This is a genomic window from Streptomyces sp. NPDC021749 (assembly GCF_040640655.1).
Lineage (GTDB): Bacteria > Actinomycetota > Actinomycetes > Streptomycetales > Streptomycetaceae > Streptomyces.
The window spans coordinates 14,321-33,531 of the sequence record NZ_JBFACE010000037.1; the positions used below are offsets into that span (position 1 = coordinate 14,321).

18 protein-coding genes are annotated in these 19,211 nt (G+C 73.4%); 14 read left to right on the forward strand and 4 right to left on the reverse strand.

The window, feature by feature from the left end:
- Nucleotides 1–242 precede the first annotated feature (242 nt).
- The 6 genes from hypA to hypE all read left to right on the forward strand — a co-directional run bounded on the left by hypA (nucleotide 243) and on the right by hypE (nucleotide 6,461).
- Nucleotides 243–623, forward strand: a complete 381-nt coding sequence (gene hypA / locus AB0G35_RS28945) for a hydrogenase maturation nickel metallochaperone HypA (RefSeq protein WP_360955618.1) — start codon at nucleotides 243–245, stop codon at nucleotides 621–623.
- 3 nt (nucleotides 624–626) lie between these two features.
- Nucleotides 627–1,400, forward strand: a complete 774-nt coding sequence (gene hypB, locus AB0G35_RS28950; protein WP_360955620.1) for a hydrogenase nickel incorporation protein HypB — start codon at nucleotides 627–629, stop codon at nucleotides 1,398–1,400.
- Entirely contained in the window at nucleotides 1,397–3,835 is a 2,439-nt protein-coding gene (gene hypF / locus AB0G35_RS28955; protein ID WP_360955622.1) for a carbamoyltransferase HypF, read from the forward strand. Before hypB ends, hypF begins: the two co-directional genes overlap by 4 nt.
- 49 nt (nucleotides 3,836–3,884) lie before the next feature.
- Complete coding sequence (locus tag AB0G35_RS28960) at nucleotides 3,885–4,208, forward strand: HypC/HybG/HupF family hydrogenase formation chaperone (protein ID WP_360955624.1); 324 nt, start codon at nucleotides 3,885–3,887, stop codon at nucleotides 4,206–4,208.
- On the forward strand, nucleotides 4,205–5,329 hold the full coding sequence (hypD, locus tag AB0G35_RS28965) for a hydrogenase formation protein HypD (protein ID WP_360955626.1): 1,125 nt from the start codon (nucleotides 4,205–4,207) through the stop codon (nucleotides 5,327–5,329). Before AB0G35_RS28960 ends, hypD begins: the two co-directional genes overlap by 4 nt.
- Nucleotides 5,330–5,405: 76 nt before the next feature.
- Nucleotides 5,406–6,461, forward strand: coding sequence for a hydrogenase expression/formation protein HypE (gene hypE, locus AB0G35_RS28970; protein WP_360955740.1), 1,056 nt, complete (start codon nucleotides 5,406–5,408; stop codon nucleotides 6,459–6,461).
- A 432-nt stretch (nucleotides 6,462–6,893) separates the two neighbouring features.
- Here hypE and efeB read toward each other — a convergent pair whose 3' ends face one another.
- A complete protein-coding gene (gene efeB / locus AB0G35_RS28975; protein ID WP_360955628.1) occupies nucleotides 6,894–8,147 on the reverse strand; it encodes an iron uptake transporter deferrochelatase/peroxidase subunit in 1,254 nt (417 codons plus the stop codon).
- A 287-nt stretch (nucleotides 8,148–8,434) separates the two neighbouring features.
- Between efeB and AB0G35_RS28980 the strand changes: the two genes are divergently transcribed.
- Nucleotides 8,435–8,818, forward strand: a complete 384-nt coding sequence (locus AB0G35_RS28980) for an acyl-CoA carboxylase subunit epsilon (protein WP_360955630.1) — start codon at nucleotides 8,435–8,437, stop codon at nucleotides 8,816–8,818.
- 24 nt (nucleotides 8,819–8,842) lie between these two features.
- Here the strand turns inward: AB0G35_RS28980 and AB0G35_RS28985 are convergent, their stop codons facing one another.
- A complete protein-coding gene (locus tag AB0G35_RS28985) occupies nucleotides 8,843–9,097 on the reverse strand; it encodes a YtxH domain-containing protein (protein ID WP_360955632.1) in 255 nt (84 codons plus the stop codon).
- A gap of 69 nt (nucleotides 9,098–9,166) precedes the next feature.
- Here AB0G35_RS28985 and AB0G35_RS28990 point away from each other — a divergent pair, with 69 nt between their 5' ends.
- From AB0G35_RS28990 to AB0G35_RS29005, 4 genes are all read left to right on the forward strand, one after another.
- The gene (locus tag AB0G35_RS28990; protein WP_360955634.1) at nucleotides 9,167–9,631 is read left to right on the forward strand and encodes a hypothetical protein; all 465 of its coding nucleotides are present in this window, start codon (nucleotides 9,167–9,169) and stop codon (nucleotides 9,629–9,631) included.
- Nucleotides 9,632–9,818: 187 nt separating this feature from the next.
- Complete coding sequence (locus tag AB0G35_RS28995) at nucleotides 9,819–11,405, forward strand: APC family permease (protein WP_360955742.1); 1,587 nt, start codon at nucleotides 9,819–9,821, stop codon at nucleotides 11,403–11,405.
- 149 nt (nucleotides 11,406–11,554) lie between these two features.
- Complete coding sequence (locus tag AB0G35_RS29000; RefSeq protein ID WP_360955636.1) at nucleotides 11,555–12,451, forward strand: PP2C family protein-serine/threonine phosphatase; 897 nt, start codon at nucleotides 11,555–11,557, stop codon at nucleotides 12,449–12,451.
- Nucleotide 12,452: 1 nt separating this feature from the next.
- Nucleotides 12,453–13,439, forward strand: coding sequence for an MASE1 domain-containing protein (locus tag AB0G35_RS29005; protein WP_360955744.1), 987 nt, complete (start codon nucleotides 12,453–12,455; stop codon nucleotides 13,437–13,439).
- A gap of 9 nt (nucleotides 13,440–13,448) precedes the next feature.
- On the opposite strand, the gene AB0G35_RS29010 is transcribed toward AB0G35_RS29005, so the two are convergent.
- Nucleotides 13,449–14,510, reverse strand: coding sequence for an ATP-dependent DNA ligase (locus AB0G35_RS29010; protein ID WP_360955638.1), 1,062 nt, complete (start codon nucleotides 14,508–14,510; stop codon nucleotides 13,449–13,451).
- Nucleotides 14,511–14,584: 74 nt separating this feature from the next.
- On the opposite strand from AB0G35_RS29010, the gene ligD reads away from it, so the two are divergent.
- From ligD to AB0G35_RS29025, 3 genes are all read left to right on the forward strand, one after another.
- Nucleotides 14,585–15,607, forward strand: a complete 1,023-nt coding sequence (gene ligD / locus AB0G35_RS29015; protein WP_360955640.1) for a non-homologous end-joining DNA ligase — start codon at nucleotides 14,585–14,587, stop codon at nucleotides 15,605–15,607.
- Between the two features lie 177 nt (nucleotides 15,608–15,784).
- A complete protein-coding gene (locus AB0G35_RS29020; RefSeq protein ID WP_360955642.1) occupies nucleotides 15,785–17,014 on the forward strand; it encodes a SpoIIE family protein phosphatase in 1,230 nt (409 codons plus the stop codon).
- A 153-nt stretch (nucleotides 17,015–17,167) separates the two neighbouring features.
- Nucleotides 17,168–17,458 carry a hypothetical protein gene (locus AB0G35_RS29025; protein ID WP_360955644.1) on the forward strand — a complete coding sequence of 97 codons (291 nt, stop codon included), beginning with the start codon at nucleotides 17,168–17,170 and terminating at the stop codon, nucleotides 17,456–17,458.
- A gap of 57 nt (nucleotides 17,459–17,515) precedes the next feature.
- On the opposite strand, the gene AB0G35_RS29030 is transcribed toward AB0G35_RS29025, so the two are convergent.
- Nucleotides 17,516–19,060 (reverse strand): AMP-binding protein, encoded by a 1,545-nt coding sequence (locus tag AB0G35_RS29030; protein ID WP_360955646.1) that lies wholly within the window; start codon nucleotides 19,058–19,060, stop codon nucleotides 17,516–17,518.
- Nucleotides 19,061–19,211 lie beyond the last annotated feature (151 nt).

Genomic DNA, 19,211 nt, shown 5'->3' on the forward strand with positions numbered 1-19,211 from the left:
GCCGCCGTGCTCGCCCTCGCCCTGAAGAGCACCCTCCCCGACATCAGGCGCTATCTGCGCATCCGCGCCATGTGACCGCGGCGGCGCTGCACCGAACGAAGGACGCCGCGGCACCGCCCCGGCGAGGCACCCCGGCCGTCCCGCGCCCGCGCCGTCTAATGAACCCAGGGCCCGGGGCGGCTCCGCGCGGATCCGCGGACCGGCCTGGCGGCACCCGGAAGTCCCGCACCAGAGAGGGACCGATGCACGAGATGTCCATCGCGCTCGCGGTCGTCGACCAGGTCGACGGCGCGGCCCGGCCGGCCGGGGCCACCGCGGTCCGCAGCGTCCGGCTCCAGGTCGGCGAACTGGCCGGAGTGGTCCCCGACGCGCTGGCCTTCTCCTTCCAGCTCGCCTGCACGGGCACGGCGTTGGAGGGCGCGGAACTCGACATCGAACCGGTGCCGGCCCGCGCCCGCTGCGGCGCCTGCGCCCGGACCTGGCCGCCCGGCATGCCCCCGCAACTCAGCTGCCCGGGCTGCGGCGGGACGGACACCGAGCTGCTGTCCGGCCGTGAACTGCAGATCGTCCGGGTGTGCTGGCACGAGTCCGCGCCGCACCCACCGATTCCCCAGGAGCGCTGAACCATGTGCCGTGTCGTCGACCTGCAACAGGCGGTTCTCGCCAAGAACGACGCCTGCGCCCACACCCTGCGCGAGGACCTCGCGGCCCGCGGCACCGCGCTGGTCAACTTGCTCTCCAGCCCCGGCAGCGGCAAGACCGCCCTCCTGGAGCGCGAACTCACCCTCGCCCGCGACCGCGGCATCCCGGTCGCCGCGCTCACCGCCGACCTGGCCACCGAGAACGACGCGGTCCGCCTGGCCCGCTCCGGAGCACCCGTCAAACAGATCCTCACCGACGGACTGTGCCACCTGGAGGCCGAGATGCTCGGCGGCCACCTGCACGACTGGCTCCCCGCGGACACCCGGCTGCTGTTCATCGAGAACGTCGGCAACCTGGTCTGCCCCGCCTCCTACGACCTCGGCGAGACCCTGCGGGTGGTGCTCGCCTCCGTGACCGAGGGCGAGGACAAGCCGCTGAAGTACCCCACCGCCTTCGGCCTCGCCCACCTGGTCGTGGTCACCAAGACCGACCTCGCCGAGGCGGTCTCCTTCGACGAGGAGGAGTTCCGCGCCAACGTCGAACGGGTCAACCCCGGTGTCGAGGTGCACCTCACCTCGGTGCGCCAGGGCATCGGCGACGGAGTGCTGCTCGACCGGGCGCTGGCCGCCCGCGACGGCGCGCCCGTCCACATCCCCGTGATGACCCGCACCTCCCACCACGTGCACGACGACGGCGAACCCCAGCCGTGCGACGAGCACTCCGCCGACCTCGACACCGTGGCGTCGAGCCGCTCATGACCACCGGGCAGGTCGACCGGGCCCCCGCGGGCGCCCCCGCGCCGGTCACCGCACGCCGCAGGATCACCGTGCGCGGCATCGTCCAGGGCGTCGGCTTCCGCCCGTTCGTCCACGGCCTCGCCACCGAACTGGGCCTCGCGGGCCATGTGAGCAACACCGGCGAGGGCGTGCTCGCCGAGGTCGAGGGCACACCCGCCGCGCTCGCCGCGTTCGGCGCACGGATCAGCGGCGAGGCGCCGCCGCTGGCCGTCGTCGACGCCGTGGAGGGCGAGGACCTCGCCGTCACCGGCGACACCGGATTCCGCATCCTGCCCTCCCGCGGCCAGGGCCCCTCCCGCACCCTGGTCGCACCGGACGCCGCCACCTGCGACGCCTGCCTGGCCGAACTCGCCGACCCGGCCGACCGCCGCCACCGGCACCCCTTCCTCACCTGCACGCACTGCGGTCCGCGCTTCACCATCGTCACCGCGCTGCCCTACGACCGGTCCCGCACGACCATGGACCGCTTCCCGATGTGCCCGCGCTGCGCACGGGAGTACGCCGATCCGGCCGACCGGCGGTTCCACGCCCAGCCGATCGCCTGCCACGACTGCGGCCCCCGGCTGCGGCTGCTGCTCGCCGACCCCGGCGACCCCACCGGCCCACCGCGGCCCGCACCGGACCCCGACCCGGTCGCCGCCACCCGGCAACTGCTCGCCGCCGGCGCGATCGTCGCCGTCAAGGGCATCGGCGGCTACCACCTCGTCTGCGACGCCACCGACGACACCGCAGTCAACCTGCTGCGCCGCCGCAAGGCCCGCGGCGCCAAACCCTTCGCCCTGATGGCCCGTCAGCTCGACGACCTCGGGCACCTGGTACGCCTCCGACCCGCGGAACGCGCACTGCTCACCGGACCCCAGCGCCCCATCGTCCTGCTGCGCCGCCACCCCCGTCCGGCCCCCGCCCCGGACGCGCCGGTGCCGTCCCCCGCGGTCGCCCCCGGCAGTCCCGACCTGGGCGTCATGCTGCCGTACACCCCGCTGCACCACCTGCTGCTCGGGCTGCCCGGCGACCCCCAAGGCCCCCGGCTGCTCGTGATGACCAGCGGCAACCTCGCCGGCGAACCGATCGTCACCGACGACGAGGACGCCCTGCGGCGGCTCGCCGGACTTGCCGACGCCTGGCTCACCCACGACCGGCCGATCCACGTCCCCTGCGACGACTCCGTGGTCCGGATCACCGACGACGGCGAACCGCTGTTCGTCCGCCGCTCCCGCGGCTACGCCCCGTTCCCGGTCCCCCTCCCGGTGCCGGTCCGCCCCGCGCTCGCGGCCGGCGGCGACCTGAAGAACGTGCTCTGCCTGGCCGAGGGCCGCCGCGCCTGGCTGTCCGCACACATCGGCGACATGGACGACTTCGCCACCCAACTCGCCTTCGAACGGGCCGAGGCACACCTGGAAACCGTCACCGGGGTCCGCCCCCAACTCCTCGCCGCCGACCGGCACCCCGGCTACCGCTCCGGCCAATGGGCCCAGCGGCACACCGACGGCCGACCGCTGGTCCGCGTTCAGCACCACCACGCGCACATCGCCGCGGCCATGGCCGAACACGGCCTCGACGGCAGCCGCCCGGTCATCGGCGTCGCCTTCGACGGCACCGGCTACGGCGACGACCACACCGTCTGGGGCGGCGAGATCCTGCTCGCCGACTACGACGGCTACCGCCGCTTCGGCCGCCTCGCCTACGTACCGCTGCCCGGCGGCGACACCGCCGTACGCCGCCCCTACCGGATGGCACTGGCCCACCTGCGCGCGGCCGGCATCGACTGGGCCGCGGACCTCCCGCCGGTCGCCGCCTGCCCGCCCGACGAACGGCGGCTGCTCGCCCGGCAGCTCGAACGCGACCTCAACTGCGTGCCGACCTCCAGCATGGGCCGCCTCTTCGACGCGGTCTCCTCCCTGGCCGGCATCTGCCACCACGCCGGATACGAGGCGCAGGCCGCGCTCGCCCTCGAAGCCGCGGCCCTGACCGCCGGCGAGGACCCCGCGCCCGGCTACGCCTTCGCCCTGCACACCGGCCCCGACGCCCCCGCGGACCGCGCGGCCGCCGACACCGTCGCCGACCCGGCACCGCTGCTGGCGTCCGTCGTCGCGGACGTCCGGGCCGGCACCGCACCGGGACTGATCGCCGCCCGCTTCCACACCGCGGTCGCCGGACTCGTACGGCGCTGCTGCGTGCTGGCCCGGGATCGCGCGGGCCTGACGACCGTCGTCCTGACCGGCGGGGTGTTCGCCAACACGCTGCTCGCCGAGGCCGCCGCCCGGCTGCTCGGCCAGGACGGCTTCACCGTGCTGCGGCACCGCCGGGTGCCGCCCAACGACGGGGGCCTGGCACTCGGCCAGATCGTCGTGGCGGCGCGCACCGCACCCGTGCACGGCGGGGTCGGCGTGCCCTGAACGGCGCCGCGGCCGCGGCGGACGACGCTTCGACGACGAGGAGAGGCCCATGTGCCTGGCGGTACCCGGCAAAGTACTGGACATCGAGGAACGGGACGGCACCCGGATGGCCACCGTCGACTTCGGCGGCGTGGTCAAGGAAGTCTGCCTGGAGTACGTCCCCGACCTCCAGGTCGGCGAGTACGCGATCGTCCACGTCGGCTTCGCGCTGCAGCGCCTGGACGAGGACTCGGCCCGCCAGACCCTGGCCCTCTTCGAAGAACTGGGGCTGCTCCAGGAGGAGTTCGGCGACCCCTGGGAGGCAGCGGCCGCGGAAGCGGGCGGCCACCCCGCGGCCGTCGGCGGCGACACGGCGCGGGAGGCGCGGAAGTGAAGTACATCGACGAATTCCAGGACCCCGAACTGGCCCGCCGGCTGCTGGACGACATCCGGGCCACGGCGACCCGCCCGTGGGCCCTGATGGAGGTCTGCGGCGGCCAGACGCACACCATCATCCGGCACGGCATCGACCAACTCCTCCCGGAACAGGTCGAGTTGATCCACGGGCCGGGCTGCCCGGTGTGCGTCACACCGCTGGAGGTGATCGACAAGGCCCTGGAGATCGCCGCCCGCCCGGACGTCATCTTCTGCTCCTTCGGCGACATGCTCCGGGTCCCTGGCAGCGACCGCGACCTGTTCCAGGTACGCGGTGAGGGCGGCGACGTACGGGTGGTCTACTCCCCGCTCGACGCGCTGAAGACCGCCCAGCAGAACCCGGACCGCGAGGTGGTGTTCTTCGGCATCGGCTTCGAGACCACCGCCCCGCCCAACGCCATGACGGTCCATCAGGCCCGCAAGCTGGGCATCCGCAACTTCAGCATGCTGGTCTCGCACGTCCGGGTCCCACCCGCCATCGAGGCGATCATGACCTCGCCCAGCTGCCGGGTCCAGGCATTCCTCGCCGCCGGCCATGTGTGCAGCGTGATGGGCATGGCGGAGTACCCCGCACTGGCCGAACGCTTCCGGGTGCCCATCGTGGTCACCGGCTTCGAACCGCTGGACATCCTGGAGGGCATCCGCCGCACCGTCCGCCAACTGGAGCGCGGCGAACACACCGTGGACAACGCCTATCCGCGCGCCGTACGCAGCGAGGGCAACCCCGCCGCCCAGAAGATGCTCGCGGACGTCTTCGAGGTCACCGACCGCAGCTGGCGCGGCATCGGCACCATCCCCGACAGCGGCTGGCGGCTGTCCGAGCGCTACCGCGACTACGACGCCGAACACCGCTTCTCCGTCGACGGCATCGCCACCCGCGAACCGGCCGCCTGCCGCAGCGGCGAGGTCCTGCAGGGGCTCCTCAAGCCGCACGAGTGCGAGGCGTTCGGCACCACCTGCACCCCGCGCACCCCGCTGGGCGCCACCATGGTCTCCAGCGAGGGCGCGTGCGCCGCCTACTACCTGTACCGCCGACTCGGCACCCCGCCCACCCCGCTGGAGGCGAGCCCCGTTGCCTGACACCCCGCACACCCCGCTGACGGCGTCGCACGCGTCGAACGCCCCCGCCGACGCCCCCACACCGGCCGAACGGGGACTGCCCACCGTCGACATCTCCGGCTGGACGTGTCCCACCCCGCTGCGCGACCAGCCACGGGTCGTCATGGGGCACGGCGGGGGCGGCGCACTCTCCGCCGAACTCGTCCAGCAGATCTTCGTACCCGCCTTCGGCGGCGAGGTCCTCGCCCAGCTCGGCGACTCCGCCGCGGTCTCGCTGGGCGGCGCGCGCCTGGCGTTCTCCACGGACTCCTTCGTCGTCCGGCCGCTGTTCTTCCCCGGCGGCAGCATCGGCGACCTCGCCGTCAACGGCACCGTCAACGACCTCGCCATGAGCGGCGCCCGGGCCGCCTACCTCTCCTGCGGCTTCATCCTGGAGGAGGGCGTGGAGATGCCGGTGGTCGCCGGCGTAGCGGACGCGATGGGCGCGGCCGCCCGGATCGCCGGGGTCGAGGTGGCCACCGGGGACACCAAGGTCGTCGAGGCGGGCCACGGCGACGGCGTCTACATCAACACCGCCGGCATCGGACTGATCCCGGACGGCGTCGACCTCCGCCCGCAGCGCGTCGTCCCCGGCGACGTGGTGATCGTCAGCGGCCACATCGGCGTACACGGCGTGGCCATCATGAGCGTCCGTGAGGGCCTGGAATTCGGCGTGGACATCGAAAGCGACTGTGCGGCCCTCGGCGGCCTCGTCGAATCCATGCTCGCCGTCACCCCCGACCTGCACGTCCTGCGCGACCCCACGCGCGGCGGGCTGGCCGCGGCCCTGTGCGAGATCGCCTCCGCCTCCTGCACCGGCATCGTCATCCAGGAACGCGCCGTCCCGGTACCGCCCGCGGTCGCCAACGCCTGCGCCATCCTCGGACTCGACCCGATGTACGTCGCCAACGAGGGCAAGCTCGTGGCGTTCGTCCCGCGCGAGCACGCGGACGCGGTGCTGGCCGCGATGCGCAGCCATCCCCTCGGGGCGGACGCCGCGGTCATCGGCGAAACCGTGGCGACCCACCCCGGCATGGTCGTGGCCCGCACCCCCCTGGGGGGCACGCGGGTGGTGGACCTGCCACTGGGGGAACAGCTGCCGCGTATCTGCTGACGGTCCGCTGCGACTTTGCGGGCCTCCCACGTCGTTGGCTGGCCCGCCGTGGGGCTCGCTCGGCGTTGCGCTTTGCGGTGCCGCCGTACTTGGTCGGCTGGCCCGCCGTGGGACTTGGTCGCTGTTGCGCTTTGCGGTGCCCCGCACGTAGCTGTCTGCGGTGCCGCAAGGCGTCTCGCCGTTGTGCGCTTTGCGGCGCCGCGTACGTGCCGGGCTGTCCCGCCGCAGGCGCCACGGCGAGAAACACCCGCGGCGCCGCAGACAGGTACGTGAGAGGCGCCGCGAAGCGCGCAACGGCGACCAAGCCCCGCGGCGGGACAGCCGGGTACGTGGGAGGCGCCGCGAAGCGCGCAACGGCGAGCAACCAGCACGGCGCTGCAGCCGAGTAGTTACGTGGGGGAGGGGCCGACCAGTACGTGGGGGAAGGGCCGGTCAGGACTTCAGCAGGCGGGACCCGAACCAGTCGTCGTCGTCCCGGACGCCCGGCAGGATGAAGAAGTAGCCGCCGCCGATGGGGGTGATGAACCGAGCCAGCGGCTCGTGTTGCAGGCGTCGTTGTACGGTCGCGAACTGGCGCTCCGGGTCCTGCTGGTAGCCGCAGAACACCAGGCCGAGGTCCATCCGGCCGGTGTGGTCGAAGCCGTGGTCGTAGTTGTAACTGCGGCGCATGAAGCGGGAGTCGTCCGTCTTGTGGGTCCGCGGGTTCGCCAGGCGGATGTGGGAGTCGAGCGGGATGAGCCGGCCGTGCGGATCGTGGCGGTAGTCCGGCGCGTCCGACTCGTGCCGGCCGTCCAGTGGTGCCCCGCTCGCCTTGTGCCGGCCGAAGATCCGCTCCTGTCGCCGCAGCGGCACCTTGTCCCACTTCTCCACGTGGAAACGGATCAGCCGCAGTACCTGGTAGCAGCCGCCCAGCGCCCAGTCCGGCTCGCCGCAGGGCGGAGTCACCCACATCAGCCGGTCCATCTCCCGGTCCGATTCGGTGTCCGGATTGACGATGCCGTCCTTGAAGCCCAGGAGATTGCGGCGTGCCCCGGACGGCCGGGACGGGTTGAGGAAGGCGTCCGCCCGCCAGCGGGGCCGCAGCAGACCGTCCGTCTCCCGCGCCAGATCGCGCAGCACGTGCACGATGGCGTCCGGGTGCTCGGCGCAGATCTGCAGCGACAGGTCGCCGTGGCAGCGGGCCGGCTCCAGCCGGTCGTCGGGGAACGCCGGCATCGCCTTCAGATGGCGCGGCTTGTGGCCGGACAGGCCGTAGCGGTCGTCGAACAGCGAGGCGCCCACGCCGAGCGTGATGGTGAGCGAGTCGGGCGTCGGGCGCTCCCGCGCCACCCGCTCGTCGCGCGGTTTCACGCCGCCCGTCAGGACCCGGGACCGGTGGGTGAGCTTCTGGAACAGCTCCACCAGACCGTCCCGGTCCTCGGCCAGCACGTCGAAACCGATGAAACCCGCGTGGAGCTGCTGCGGGGTCACCACACCGGCCTGGTAGCGGCCGTGGAACGGGACCCGGTCGGGCAGGTCCCGGCGGTCGTCCCGTAGCCCGGCCGCCGGCCGGTCCGCGGCGACCGCCTCGCCGCCGAGCCCCCCGGCGGCCGCCACCCCCGCGACGCCGGCCGCACACCTGAGGAACTCCCGGCGCCCGTCGCCCCGTGCCGTGGCACGCCCGTCTCCGGCCTGATCACATCTCATCGTCCCGCCCATCTCGACTGCGTCATCGGGCACCCGCGTGCCTGCACATACCTGTGCGTGATGCTCGCCGTCCGGGGCGTGTGCGGCGGGACCAACACGGCCTGGGCACCCGATATCACGCCTGGGGCCCCCGCCGGTCGCCCGAACGGCGCAGCCGGCCGCCGCCCCGCGCGCGGGGGCGCCGGAGCGCTCCTAGCGTCGCCCGTGTGACCTGCCCGAAGACGGCCGCCCGACGCGGCGGGCGGGCACCGGCCGCGCCCCGTCCCCGACCCCAGGAACCCCCGCACATGAACGCCTTCACCGACGAGAGCACCCAGACCGCCGAGAGCCCACCGGCCGGCACGCGGACACCGAACGGCCGGCCGCGACCGGACGACCCCGGCGGCATCCCGGTGGACCTGACCGCGGTGCTCGACGCGGAGCCGCCCGAGGACCAGGGGCCGGTGGACGACGCACCGCCCGGCCTCACCTTCCGCATCGACCGGGGGCATGCCGAACCCGAGGAACTCGCCGCACTCACCGTCGTGCTGTCCGCCCGGCTCGCCGGACTGCGGGCACTCGTCGACGGCCTGGAGCCCGCGGAGGAGGAACGCCCGGCCGACCGCCGGCACGCACCCGGTCACCGACCGCACCGGTCCGCCTGCTGGTCCGGCTGCTGGACCTGCGCCTGAGCCGGGATCAGGCCCAGAGCACGGTCAGCCGAAGAAGGCCAGCAGCAGTGCCGCAGCCGTGACCACGACGGCGCCGATGACGAAGCCCAGGATCACCTTGCGCTGCCAGGGCGCGACATAGCCGCCGCGCAGCGCGCTGCCCATCCGGCCGTACTGCTCGATCCGCCCCATCGGGGTCAGCGGTTCCGTCGGTCCCTGCGGCATCCCCTGCGTCCAGTCGGGGCCCGTCTGCGGGTAGCGGCGGCGCCAGCTCTCGTCCTCACGCCACGGCAGTGTCATCGGCTGCTCCTCGTCTCGTACGCCGGCCACGGACGCTCCCCCCGTGCACCGATCATCTGTTCCCACCTCATGTCCTACCCGATCCCGCCGGATGATGCGCGGAATCCAGCACGCGGCGAGCGCGGCTGCGGCGAGCGCGGCCGCGGCGAGGAAGCCCGCGGCGCCGAGCACCACCGAGGCGGGCAGCCCGGCCACCAGGCCGCGGGCGGCCGGCGTGCCGAACAGCGCCACGCCGAGCGCACTGCCGGTCTGCCGGGCGGCATTGCACACCGCGGCCGCGGCGCCGCTCCACCCGGCGCGGCGCGGCCGCCATCACCGCCGCGGTGGCGGCCGGCATGGTCAGCGCGGGACTGCGTCGACTGGGGTGAGCAGCGGCACCATCGCGCCGGCGCGCCGGGTGCCGCGCTCAGCACCCGGATGTTCGCTCTGGACTGGCTGCGGCACGGCACGTACCGGCGGGTGGTCCGGCTCACCGACGCCGGCCGGGAGGGCCTGACCGCGATCTTCGGTGTGCCGGCGGACCGGCTCTCCTGAGACGCCGGGGACCGCAGGGCGGACGGGCGATTCCTGTCCGGTGCCGGTCAAGTAGGGTCCGGCGGACCGGGACACCGGCCGGACCCGGCCGGGACAGTGCGACGAGGAGTTTTTTGTGGCGGAGAGTCACGTATCAGCGGGGGCCGACGGGCCCGGCGCGCCGGAAGTCCAGGCCGAGGAGCGCCGGCTGCGCCGTGACCTCGGCTTCTGGGGACTGACCGGCATCGGCTTCTCCAACATCGTCGGCTCCGGCTGGCTGTTCGCGGCCCTGTACGCGGCGCAGACCGCCGGCCCGGCGGCGCTGCTGTCCTGGGTCGGGGCCGGTCTGCTGTGCGGTCTCGTCGCGCTGGTCCTGATCGAGCTCGGCGCGTCCCGGCCGGAGGGCGGCGGCACGGTCCGCTGGCCGCTGTTCGCCAGCGGCCGGCTGGTCGGCACCCTCATCGGCTGGTCGACGCTGCTGTCCGTGGGCGGCACCGCGGCCGAGATCAGCGCGATCATGCAGTACGCGGCGCACTACATCCCGGGCCTGTACAACGGCCACACCCTCACCCTCGGCGGGCTTGGCCTGGCCGCCGGGCTCAGCGTGCTGCTGACGGCGCTGAACTGGTACGCGGTGCGGATGTTCGCCCGGATGAACAACCTGATCTCGGTGTTCAAGATCGCCGTACCGGTCGTCACCGTGATCGCGCTGCTCGCCTCCGGCTGGAACTCCGGCCGGCTCACCGACCACGGCGGCTTCGCCCCGTACGGCTATGTGGCCTGCCTGACCGCGCTGGCCGGCGGCGGCATCGTCTACTCCGTCAACGGCTTCCAGGCCCCGCTGGACTTCTCCGGCGAGACCCGCAACCCCCGCCGCACCATCCCCGCGGCGGTCCTCACCGGCATCGGCCTGGCCGTGGCCATGTACCTCGCCCTGCAGCTGGCGTTCCTCTTCACCGTCCCCGAGAGCCTCCTGGGCCACGGCTGGAAGGGCGTCTCCTTCGACTCGCCGTTCGGCCAGCTCGCCCTGATCCTCAACCTGCACTGGCTGTCCAGCCTGCTCTACGCGGACGCGGTCGTCTCGCCCGGCGGCTCGGCCTACGTGGGCGTGGCCATCGACGCCCGGCACACCTACGCGCTCGCCAAGAACGGCACGATCCCGCGCTACTTCATGAAGGTCAACGAGCGGTTCGGCGTCCCGCGCCGGGCGCTGGTCGTCAACCTGCTGGTCATCGTGGTCTTCCTGCTGCCCTTCGGCGGCTGGCAGGACATCGTGAGCGTCATGGGCGACATGTACCTGTTGATCTACGCCGCCTCGGCGGTCGCGGTCGCGGTGTTCCGCGCCGAACCGGGCGGTGTCACCGCCGGCTGGGTGCCCGGCATGCACTGGATCGCGCCGGTCAGCTTCGTCGTGGCCAGCGAGTTCGTCTACTGGTCGGGCTGGCACGACCTGCGGCTGGCCCTGCCGCTGGTGCTGGCCGGTCTGCTGATCTTCCTCGTCATGCGCCGCCCGGGCGCCCGCGGCGGTACCGCGGCCGTCGAGAGCGACGGCGCCGGGCCGGTCCGCCCGCTCTCCGCCGAACTGCGCACCGGCGCCTGGCTGGTGGTCTACCTCCTCGCCCTGACCGCCCTCTCCGGGCTCGGCACCTTCGAGGGCTCCGGCCGGCTGCCGGCCCCGTACGACTCGATCGCGGTGGCCGTCCTCGCCTTCGGGGTCTTCTTCTGGGCCGTACGGTCCGGCGTCCGCCACCTGGCGGTGAACCGCTCGGCGGCCGGGGGAGCCCCGGCGTCGTGAAGCGGAAGCAACCCCGCGGAAATATGATGAACCGGACAGGCGGGCTCTCCCTGAGAGCCCCGTGAGCCCGGGTCGGGAGCCTCCGCGGATCCGCCGCACGGAGCGCGCCGCCGCAGCGGCCCAGGCACCGATGCACCCGGGAGCGATCCATGCTTCGGCGTCGTCCCCCGCGGTCGGCGAGCGCCGACGACCTGCTGGCCACGCTCGGCCGGCTGACCGCCCAGGCACGGGAGGGCGCCGAGAGGCAGCAGGCCCGTGTGGAGCTCGCCGAGGCACTGCAGCGCGAGATGCTGCCGGCCCGCCTGCCGCAGCTCCCCGGGCTGCGCACCGCCGCCACCTACGCCCCGGCCCGGCACGGCCTGGACATCGGTGGCGACTGGTACGACGGCTTCCCGCTGCCCGACGGGTCACTGGCGTTCTGCATCGGCGACGTGCAGGGCCACGACGTGGAGGCGGCCGCCTTCATGGGCCAGATCCGGTTCGGGCTGCGGGCCGTCGCGGGGCACGCCGCCGACCCCGGCGAGGTGCTCAGCCGCGCCAACGACCTGCTGCTCTCCGTCGACTGCGGGCTCTTCGCCACCTGCACCTTCCTCCGCTTCGACCCGGCCGCCTGGGAGCTGACCAGTGCCCGGGCCGGCCACGTCCCGGCGATCTGGGCCACCACCGACGGCCGCTTCGGCCTCGCCGACGACCCCGGGGGCCTGCCGCTGGGCATCGTGCCGGGGGAGGAGTACCCGGTCACGCGCCGCCGGCTCGCCATGGCCGGCGCGTTCGCCCTGGTCACCGACGGGGTCGTGGAGGGGCCGTCGTTCCCCATGGAGGCCGGGCTGACGCAGGTGATGCGGCTGGTGCGGGCCAACGCGGGCAGCGATCCGGCGGCGGTCGCCGCGGCGGCGATGAGCGTGGCGGAACTGACCGGGCACACCGACGACTCCGCGGTGCTCGTGCTGCGCTTCGACGGCGCCGGCGGTCAGGAGTGGGTGAAGCGCGAGCGGGGCGCGCGTGTCGTGGCCGGCGCCCGGCCGCCGGCGTTGTCTGATGGCTGATGTGGTGCGTACCGAGCAACCCCGCCGTCTCGCACCGGCAATCCTGACGATCCTCGTCCTCACCGCCGTCTACTACGGGTCCGCCCGGATCGGGCTGCTGGAACAGGTGGTGGTCGCCGGTGCCGTGGTCACGCCCTTATGGCCGCCCACCGGTATCGCGCTCAGCAGCCTGCTGCTGATCGGCCTGTGGACCTGGCCGGCCGCCTTCCTCGGCACGCTCCTGGTCGTCGCCTCGCTCAGTCCGCTCGACGGATCCGTCCTCGCCATCATGACCGGCAACACCCTCGCCCCGGTGTGCGCCTGTCTGATGCTGCGCAAGGTCGGGTTCCGGACCGAACTGGACCGGCTGCGGGACGGTGTCGCGCTGGTCGCCCTCGGCGCCTTCGCCGGCATGGTGATCAGCGCGACGTTCGGCAGCGGCACGCAGGTCATCACCGGTGACCTTCCGGCCGGGGACTTCTGGCGGACCTGGGCGGCGTGGTGGGTGGGCGACGCGATGGGCGTCCTGGTCGTCACCCCGCTCGTGCTCGCCGCCCGTACCCTGCGGCCGCCCCGGGAGCTGCCCCTCAGCCGCTCGGTGGAGGCGGCGGCCCTGCTGGTCGTCGCGGTCCTGGTCTCCCTCGTGGCGGTGCGCAGTGCGCTGTCGCTGCTGTTCTTGATCTTCCCGGTGATCGTGTGGGCGGCGCTGCGCTTCCAGCTGGCCGGCGCGGCGCCGTGTGTGCTGGTGATGTCCGTCCTGGCGATCTCGGCGGCGACCGACCGCACCGGACCGTTCGAGGGCCGGAGCCTGCTGGAGGCCATGGTCAACCTCCAGGCGCTCAACGCCTCCGCCGCGCTCACCGCGCTGCTGCTGTCGGCGATCGTCACCGAGCAGAACGCCATCCGCCGCAGGATCGAGCTGGCCTGCAGCGAACTGGCCGAGGTCGTCGACCGCCTCGCCCCGGGGCAGCCCCGCCGCCGCTGGCCCCCGGAAGAGGACGGCCCCTAGGTCCGGCGGTCAGTCCCGCAGCAGTTCCCGCAGGTCGTAGCCCACCGGCTCCTCCAGCTGCGCATAGGTGCAGCTCTCCGGCGTACGGTCCGGGCGCCAGCGGCGGAACTGGGTGGTGTGCCGGAACCTGCTGCCCTCCATGTGGTCGTAGGCCACCTCGCACACCCACTCCGGGCGCAGCGGTACCCACGACAGGTCCTTGCCGCCGCTCCACCGGCTCGGCCCGCCGGGCATCCGCCGGGACGCATGCGCCTCCTCGTCCGTCCACGCGCCCCACGGGTGCTCCGCGGCCCCGGCCATCCGCAGCGGCGCCAGCTCCTCGACCAGTGCGCGCCGCCGGGCCATGGGGAAGGACGCACACACCCCGACGTGCTGCAGCCGACCGGTGTCGTCGTGCAGGCCCAGCAGCAGCGAGCCGACCACCGGCCCGCTCTTGTGCAGCCGGTAGCCCGCGACGACGCAGTCGGCGGTGCGGGCGTGCTTCACCTTGAACATCACCCGGTCACCGGGCCGGTACGGCAGGTCCAGCGGCTTGGCGATCACCCCGTCCAGTCCCGCGCCCTCGAACTGCGTGAACCAGCGCCGGGCCAGCTCCTCGTCGGTGGTGGCGGGCGCGGTGTACACCGGCGGACCGGCCGTCCGCAGAGCCTGCACCAGCGCCTCCCGCCGCGCCGCCTGCGGCTCGCGCAGCAGCGAGTCGGAGCCGAGGGCCAGCAGGTCGAAGGCGACCAGGGAGGCCGGGGTCCGCTCGGCGAGGGTGCGTACCCGGGAGTCCGCCGGGTGGATGCGCTCCAGCAGCTCCTCGAAGTGCAGCCGGCCGTCATGGGCGATGACGATCTCGCCGTCGACGACGCAGCGCCGCGGCAGCTCGTCCCGGACCGCCGCGATCACCTCGGGGAAGTAGCGGCTGAGCGACTTCGTGGTACGGCTGGCGATCTCGACCTCCGTACCGTCCCGGAAGACGATCACCCGGAAGCCGTCCCACTTGGCCTCGTACTGCATGCCGGCGGGAATGTCGGCCACCGGTTTGGCGAGCATGGGGGAGACCGGGGGCATGACGGGCAGGTCCATGGTCCCGATCCTGACGGCTGGGGCCGCATCCCGCGCGCCGGGCGGAACCCCCGGGCACGCTCTAGCGTGGAGGCATGACCGGAGGTCGGGCCAACGAGGCCGTCGAGCTGGACGTCGCGGGGCGCACGGTGCGGGTGTCCCACCCCGACAAGACGTACTACCCGGAGCGCGGCTTCACGAAGCTGGACGTCGCCCGGTACTACCTCGCGGTCGCCGACGGGGTGCTGCGCGGACTGCGCGACCGGCCCACCACGATGCAGCGCTTCCCCGACGGTGTGGACGGCGAGTTCTTCTACCAGAAGCGGGCGCCCAAGGGCCTGCCCGAGTGGCTGCCCACCGCCCGGATCGCCTTTCCCAGCGGACGGTTCGCCGACGAGATGTGCCCCACCGAGCCCGCCGCCGTGGTGTGGGCGGCCAACCTCGGGTGCCTGACCTTCCACCCGTGGCCGGTCCGCCGCCAGGACACCGACCACCCCGACGAACTGCGGATCGACCTCGACCCGCAGCCCGGCACCGACTACGCGGACGCCGTGCGGGTCGCCCACGAGCTGCGCGCGCTGCTCGCCGAGCACGGGCTGCGCGGCTGGCCCAAGACCTCCGGCGGCCGGGGCGTGCACGTCTACGTACCGATCCGGCCGCAGTGGACGTTCACCGAGGTCAGACGGGCCGCCATCACCGTGGCCCGGGCCATGGAACGGCGGCTGCCGGACCTGGTCACCTCCGCGTGGTGGAAGGAGGAACGCGGCGCGAAGATCTTCGTCGACTACAACCAGATGGCCCGGGACCGCACCATCGCCTCGGCCTATTCGCTGCGCGCCCGCCCGCGGGCCACGGTCTCCGCGCCGCTGCGGTGGGAGGAGCTGTCCGACGCCGTGCCGGAGGACTTCGACCTGCGCACGATGCCCCGGCGGTTCGCGGAACTCGGCGATCTGCACGCCGACATGGCGGACCACGCCTTCGGGCTGGAGTCCGTCTTCGAGCTCGCGGACCGGCAGGCGGCCGACGAGGGGGTGGGCGACCTGCCCTATCCGCCCGACCACCCGAAGATGCCGGGGGAGCCGACCCGGGTGCAGCCGAGCCGGGCCCGCAAGCGCTGACGCGCTGCCGGTGGGGCCCGGAGGCCAGGGACGGCCGTATCCGCCCCGGCCGCTGCGCATCCGGTACGGCCTCACGGTGCGCGCGCCGTGGGCGGCGGCCGAGCTCCCGTCCGGTATGCGCGTCCGCCCGCCGGACGAGATCATTCCGCACGTGGCGAACGAGAAGGCGGGCCGGCCGTGAACGACTTCCCGATCGACTATGCGGCGGTCTTCCAGGCATTGCCGGGCGCCGTGCTGCTGCTCACCCCGGACCTGGTGATCGCCGACGCCAACGAGGCCCTGCTGCGCCGTGCCGGCCGGCAGCGGCGCCAGGTGGTCGGTCGCCCCCTCTTCGACGTCTTCCCCGACAACCCCCGGGACCCCGACGCCACCGGTACGCGCAACCTGCGGGCGTCCCTGGAACGGGTCCTGGCCACCGGCCTGACCGACACCATGGCCCTCCAGCGCTACGACGTCGAACTGCCCGGCCGCCCGGGCGAGTTCGAGGAGCGCTACTGGAGCCCCGTCAACGCACCGGTGCTCGACGCGGACGGGCGGGTGCGGCTGATCGTGCACCGGGTGGAGGAGGTGACCGAGACCATCCGGGCCGGTGCCACGCGGAGCGACGGCGGCGACCCGCGGCGGATGTCGGCCGAACTCCACGCCCGGGCCCAGGAACTCCAGCAGCTCAACGACCGGCTCCGCCAGGCCCATGCCCGGGAGCGGCTGGTGGTGCTGGCACTCCAGGACGCGATGCTGCCCGCGCCCCGCCCGGTCGGGCACCACCGGGCCGCGGTGCGCTACCGGCCCGCGGTCGGGGCGCTCAACGTCTGCGGCGACTGGTACGACCTGGCGGAGCTGCCCGGGGACCGGATGGCGGTGGCGGTCGGCGACGTCGTGGGCCACGGGCTGGAGGCCGCCTGTGTCATGGGGCAGCTGCGCAGTGCGCTGAGCGCCGCCACGCTGGTCACCCGGGGGCCCGCGCGGGCGCTGGAGGTGCTGGGCATCTACGCCCGCTCGGTGGAGGGCGCCGAGTCGGCCACCGCGGTGGAGGCCTTCATCGACTGGACCAGCCACACCATCGCCTACAGCAGCGCCGGCCACCCGCCGCCGGCGCTGCTGCACCCGGACGGCCGAGTGGAGTTCCTGGACGAGGCGACCGATCCGCCGCTGGGGGCCCGGCCCGAGCACGTGGCCCGCCCCGAGGCCCGGGTGTCCTTCGCCGACGACGCCGTGCTGGTGCTGTACACGGACGGGCTGATCGAACGCCGCGGCGAGGACATCGACGCGGGGCTGGCGCGGCTGGCCGCCTCGCTGACCCGGCACCGGGGCGCCGGGGCGGAGGCGATCGCGGATGCGCTGCTGGCCGAGCTGCTGCCGTCCGACGGGGCCACGGACGACACCGCTCTGGTCGTCATCCGGCTCTGACCTGCGTGCCCCTGCTTGCCTTTGCCTTTTCATTACCGCGAGTGGAGCAATCCTTGGGGCCGTTGGAGTGGCTCTTCGCCGTGTCTGCACGGTTCGCGACTCCGCGCGGTACTCATCGGAATGTCAGATTTCCTGCCAAACAGGAGAAACGCAATGCGCAAGATCATAGGTCGCTCCGTAGCCGCCGCGGCGATTGCCGCCGCCACCGTCGTCCCGCTCGCCGGTGTGGCTTCCGCCGCGCCCCAGGCGCCGGCGGCGTCTTCGTCGGGCTACGACCACTACGGTCGCCACCACCACCGTCACCACCACCACGACTGCCACCACCACCACGGCTACGGCGGCTTCGGCGGCTACGGCGGCTTCGGCGGCTACGACAACGGCTTCGGCTACGGCAACGGCTTCGGCTACGGCCCCTTCGGCGGCCTCCTGTGGGGTCTCATCTGACCCGCAGTAGCACATCGGGCCGCCGCAGCGTCCGGCTGTGGCGGCCCGACGCTGCGGTCACGCGGCGGCGCCGGCCTCCTGCTCGGCGCGCCGGCGCAGTTCCTTCTTGTCCGGCTTGCCGGCATCGGTCAGCGGCAGCGCGTCGACGAAGGAGAGGTGCGCCGGCTCGTACATCGCGCCGCGCTCCGCGCACACCATCGCGCGCAGCTCCGATGCGTCGACCGTGCTCCCCGGCGCCCGCACCACCACGGCGTGCACCCGCTCCATGCGGTCGGCGTCCCGGACTCCGAAGACGGCGCTCTGGAGTACCTGCGGGTGCGAGTTCAGCAGGTCCTCCAGCTCCGTGGTGTACACATGGCCGCCGACCACGACGATCATGTCCTTGATCCGGTCGACGATGGTCAAGTAGCCCTCGTCGTCGAGGAATCCGATGTCGCCGGTGTGCAGCCAGCCGTCCCGCAGGACCTCGGCGGTCAGCTCCGGCTGCTTCCAGTAGCCCTGCATGATCATGGGCGAGCGGACACAGACCTCGCCGTGCTCGCCGTTCGGCAGATCGCGGCCCGACTCGTCGCGGATCGCCACCTCGACGTCGGGCAGCACCTTGCCGGCGGACCGGAGCCGGTCGGGCCGGTCCGGATCGTGGTCGTCCTGGGTGAGCACGCTGATGCCGCCGGCCTCGTTCTGCCCGTAGCCCTGCATCAGCACCGGGCCGAACGTCCGGATCGCGTCGGCTATCCGCGCCGGGGACGCCTGGCAGCCGCCGTAGGCCAGCATCCGCAGGCTGGAGGTGTCGGTGCGCGGCCGGTCCGGATGGTCCATCAGCTGGTAGAGCAGCGGCGGCAGCAGGAACAGGTCGGTGATGCGCTCGCGTTCGATGGCGGCGAGCACCTCGGCCGGGTCGAAGTCGTCGAGCAGGACGACCGTGCCGCCGGCGTACAGCGTGCTGTCGGCCATCACGCCGGCCGCGTGCGCCAGCGTCGTCGCGACCAGCTGCCGGGGCTCGCCCGGCTTCTCCGGCAGGACCCCGCGGAACCAGAGGGCCTGCTCGAAGGTGGTGCAGATGCCCTTGGGGTGGCCGGTGGTGCCCCCGGTGTGGCGGATGGTGCAGACGTCCTCCGGCCGGGCCAGGCTCGCGAACGGCTCGTCGGACTGCTCGGCCGCCAGCTCCAGCAGGTCCGTGCCCACCTTCGCGGGGCCGAGGACGAGGACGTCCGGCACCGGCGCCAACTCGATGACCTCGGCGGCCCGTTCGGCGAACCGCGGGTCGACGATCAGCGCCCGGGTCTCGACGTCGCGGACGATGTCGGCCTGGGACTCGGCGGACAGCTTGTTGTAGAGGTGGTTGACCCGGGCGCCGATCAGGTTGGCCGCGTAGCGCGCGACGAGGGCCTCCGGGAGGTTGCCGCTCAGCAGGGTGACGGTGTCCTCGCGGGCCACGCCACGGGCGCGCAGGGCCCGGGCCATGCGGTGGACCAGGGCGCGGAACTCGCCCGCCGTTACCCGGCGGCCCTGGTGGACCACGGCTTCGTGCGCCGGGTCGGAGCTAAATACATCGAGGTTCTCCTCCACGTAGGTGCGGAATGTCCGGTCAGCGATGGACATGATGTCGGGCTTCCTCCTGACACCGGCGGGCCCGGTCACGGCCGCCGCCGGGTGTGATCAGCTCTCTTTAGTTGCTAGAGGCAACTAAAGAGGCAGGGTAATCCCTGGTGATCCACATCTCCAACTCGGAGGCCGAATGAGGAAGGTGGCG